4 protein-coding genes are annotated in these 3,917 nt (G+C 61.5%); all 4 read left to right on the top strand.

Annotated features, from left to right (window positions below; all coding sequences use genetic code 11):
- The coding region (locus tag RUH75_RS23425; RefSeq protein ID WP_313809614.1) for an amidohydrolase family protein at positions 1–494 on the top strand (494 nt) is incomplete at its 5' end.
- An 84-nt stretch (positions 495–578) separates the two neighbouring features.
- On the top strand, positions 579–2,054 hold the full coding sequence (locus tag RUH75_RS23420) for an aldehyde dehydrogenase (protein ID WP_313809613.1): 1,476 nt from the start codon (positions 579–581) through the stop codon (positions 2,052–2,054).
- Between the two features lie 41 nt (positions 2,055–2,095).
- On the top strand, positions 2,096–3,106 hold the full coding sequence (locus RUH75_RS23415; protein WP_313809612.1) for a tripartite tricarboxylate transporter substrate binding protein: 1,011 nt from the start codon (positions 2,096–2,098) through the stop codon (positions 3,104–3,106).
- An 11-nt stretch (positions 3,107–3,117) separates the two neighbouring features.
- The coding region (locus RUH75_RS23410; protein WP_313809611.1) for an NAD(P)-dependent oxidoreductase at positions 3,118–3,917 on the top strand (800 nt) is incomplete at its 3' end.

Here is a 3,917-nt window from a genome sequence, read left to right as displayed (position 1 = left end):
CATGGGTCTACCACCCCCAGATCGATGAGGTGGTCTCCCTGGCGCGGGCATTTCCGGATATCCCCCTGATCATCGACCACGTGGGGGGCGTACTGGGTGTAGGCCCCTACGCCGGCGATCGCCCTGCCGCGTTGCGCGAATGGCTACCCGCGTTGCAACGGCTTGCGGCCTGCCCCAATGTGCGCATGAAACTCGGCGGCCTGGGCACCGCCACCTTCGGTTTCGATTTCTCGGACGCGTCCGGTCCGCCCGACTCCGCGACGCTCGCCGAGTTGTGGCGCCCCTACTTCGAACCCTGCCTGGATCTTTTCGGGGCCGATCGCTGCATGTTTGAAAGCAATTATCCCGTCGACCGTAGTGCCGGCCCTTATGTCGTGCTCTGGAATGCGTTCAAGCGCATTGCTGAAGGCGCCAGCCCCGAAGAGCGATCGGCGCTCTTTCATGGCACGGCCGCCGCTACTTATCAGTTGGCCCCCCTGCTTGCCATAGCCTGATCCCGGCACGGCATTCTCGCCGCGCCGGCACAAAACGAAAAACAGCTTGGCGGGATCACCCGCCTATTGGTGGAGACAATAAGCATGAAGTCCTATGAGATGTTCATCGATGGCGCGTGGACGGCAGGCGCCGACCGGCAGCATTTCGAGACCTTGAATCCTTATACCCAGACTCCGTGGGCGACCATTCCGCAAGCGTCGAAAGCGGATGTCGAGGCGGCCATCGCAGCGGCCCGGCGCGCCTTCGATTCAACCTGGCGCCGCATGCCCGGTCTCAAGCGCGCCGCCTTGATGAACCGCTTGGCCGACATCATCGAACGCGAAGCCAAGCCCCTTTCGGTCATCGAATCCACCGACAACGGCAAAGTCATCCGGGAAACCAGCGCGCAGATGATTTATGCCGCGCGCGTATTCCGTTATTTCGCCGGCTTGGCGGACAAGCAGCGCGGCAGCACGATCCCGCTCGACCACCCTGATATCTTCGACTTCACGCTGCGCGAACCGTATGGGGTCGTCGGACTGATCACAGCCTGGAACTCCCCGATTGCGCTGCTGGCCAATAAATTGCCGGCGGCGCTGGCTGCGGGCAACTGTGCCGTCATCAAGCCGTCCGAACATGCATCCGCGAGCACGCTTGAATTCTGCCGCTTCGTCGAGGAAGCAGGTTTTCCGCCTGGTGTGGTGAATGTGGTGACGGGCGACAGCAAAGTCGGCGCCGCGCTGACTGAACTGGAAGGCATAGACAAAATCAGCTTCACCGGCAGTCCGGGCGTAGGGCGGCGCGTGGCGACGGCCGCCGCGCAGCGCCTGGTGCCCGTCACGCTGGAGCTAGGCGGCAAATCGCCCAACATCATCTTCGATGACGCCGATCTGCCGCGCGCCATCGTCGGTGCGCTCGCCGGTATCTTTGCCGCGACCGGACAGACCTGCATCGCCGGCTCACGTCTACTGGTGCAGCGCTCGGTATATGACACCGTCGTCGAACGCCTGGTCGAGCGCGCCAACAAAATCGTCATGGGCGATCCACTGCAGGCCGCGACCGAAATGGGAACGGCCGCCAACCGGCCGCAGTTTGACCGCATTCTCGCCGCTATCGAGGATGCGAAAAAACAAGGCGCCAATGTCGTCGCGGGCGGCGGCGGCGCCACCGATGCCAAGCTCAAGAATGGGCTGTTCATCAAACCGACCATATTCCGCGATGTGCATCCCGAGATGGCGGTCGCGCAACACGAGATATTCGGCCCGGTGTTGTCCGTCATTCCCTTCGATTCCGAAGAAGACGCCATCACCATCGCCAACGGCACCAAGCTGGGTCTGGCGTCGGGCGTATGGACCCAGGATCTTTCACGCGCCCTGCGGATGATCCGGGCCATGGATTCCGGCGTCGTCTGGGTCAATACCTATCGCATGGTGTCCGCGCAGGCGCCCTTTGGCGGGCGCAAGGAAAGCGGCTACGGCAAGGAGCGTGGCGACGAGGGAATACTCGAATTCAGCGTACTGAAGAACGTCATGGTCGATTTTTCGGGAGAGGAGCGCGACCCGTTCGCGGCAAAGACATAAAACCAGCGATACCCAAGGTATCGACAGAGGAGGTGGAGACAATGAAAACAAAGGATTTCCACGGGGGCGTCAACCGACGAATGTTCGGCTGTGCGTTCGCAGCGATCGTGTTGTCCGCGCCATTGCTTGCACGTGAAGCGATGGCCGCTGAACCCTACCCAAGCCGACCTATCTCCTTAATCGTGCCCGCGCCGCCCGGCGGTGGCGTGGACACGGTGGGCCGAATATTGGCGCAGCAACTGTCGTCCTTGCTGGGTGTCTCGGTGGTCATCGAGAACAAGACCGGCGCCGGGGGCGTCATCGGCGCGCGCTACGTCAAACAGGCAAAACCCGACGGGTATACCTTGCTGTTGAACGCGAATCATCAGATCGTCAATCCCATGATCCGGCCATCGGCCGGTTATGACGGTCTGAAGGACTTCGATGCGATCACCATCGTCGGCCGTGTGCCGTTGGCGGTCTTCGTCTCAAGCGCGTCACCTTACAAGTCGCTCAAGGAGTTATTCGCCGCCGCGAAAGCCAAGCCTGGTGAAATATCGTGGGCCAACAGCTCCACCGGCACCGCCGGCCATCTAGGCACGGAGTTGCTGCGCAGCCGCGGTGGCGCGGAAACCCCGATCATCAACTACAACGGCGGCGCCCAGGGGATTACCGCGATCATGGGAAATCAGGTGACTGCGATGGTCGAACCCTTGACCTCCGTCCTGCCCCATGTCGCGGGCGGAAAGATAAGAGTCATCGCGGTGACGTCGGCCGAACGCGTGGCACAACTGCCTGGCGTGCCCACCGTGGCTGAAAGCGGGTTTCCCGGGTATGACATGAACAGCTGGTACGGAATCTGGGCGCCCAAGGGCACGCCCATGGACATCCGCAAACGCGTGGCGGAAGCCGTGAATGCCGCGGTGCGCAGCCCCGCCGTCAAGGAGAGATTCGACGCCGCCGCGTTCCAGCCGATAGGTTCCAGTCCCGCAGAAGCGACGGCTTTCCAGGAAGAACAAGCCAAGGGCTATCAAGCCCTGGTGGACAAAGTGAAGATCAGAGTCGAGGAATAAGGGAATTCATGATGACGAAGAAACTCGGATTTGTAGGTATCGGGCAAATGGGTGGCGGCATGGCGGCCCATCTCACGCGGGAAGGGTTTGCACTGACCGGCTACGACCCCAGTGAAAATAGCCGTAATCTCGCGGCCAAGGACGGCGTAAAGGTGGTGAAGCAATTAAGAGATGCCGTGCTCGGGGCCGACGTGGTATTGACCAGCCTGCCCAATCCGGCTATCACGCTGGACGCCTGGCTGGGTGAAAACGGCATACTGGCTTATATGGCCGAAGGCTCCATCGGTATAGAACTGAGTTCCATCGACCCCGATGTCATGTGCCGGATCGCGGCGGAGGCGAAGAAGAAAGGCGTGCGTATCGTGGACGCGCCCGTAAGCGGCGGTCCTTTGGAAGCGGCCGCCGGCCAGCTGGTATTGATGACCGGGGGTGAGCAGGCAGACATCGATGCCGTCGGCGATGTCCTCGACTGCCTGTCCAGTTCTCGCCATGTGACAGGGCCCGTCGGTACGGGCAAAACCGTCAAGCTGGTCAACAACATGATGTCCATGGGGAATATTGTCGTTGCCGCGGAAGCCTTCGCTTTGGGGACCGCAGCGGGAGTCGACCCCAAGACCTTGTTTGACGTCCTGTCGCAGAGTGGCGGCCGGTCCCATCACTTCCTGAAACGCTTCCCCAAGGCGATCGAGGGTGATTACGCGCCAGGATTCAAGATAGAGCTTGGCGAGAAGGATGTCGCGCTGGGTATCGATCTAGGCCGCAAGCTGATGCAGCCGACGCCGGCCGCCTCCATGGTCAGGGAAATGATCGC

It is taken from the genome of Sphingobium sp. (assembly GCF_032153725.1).
In the GTDB taxonomy this organism is placed as follows: Bacteria; Pseudomonadota; Alphaproteobacteria; order Sphingomonadales; family Sphingomonadaceae; genus Sphingobium.
This window is presented reverse-complemented; position numbering and strand designations above follow the sequence as displayed.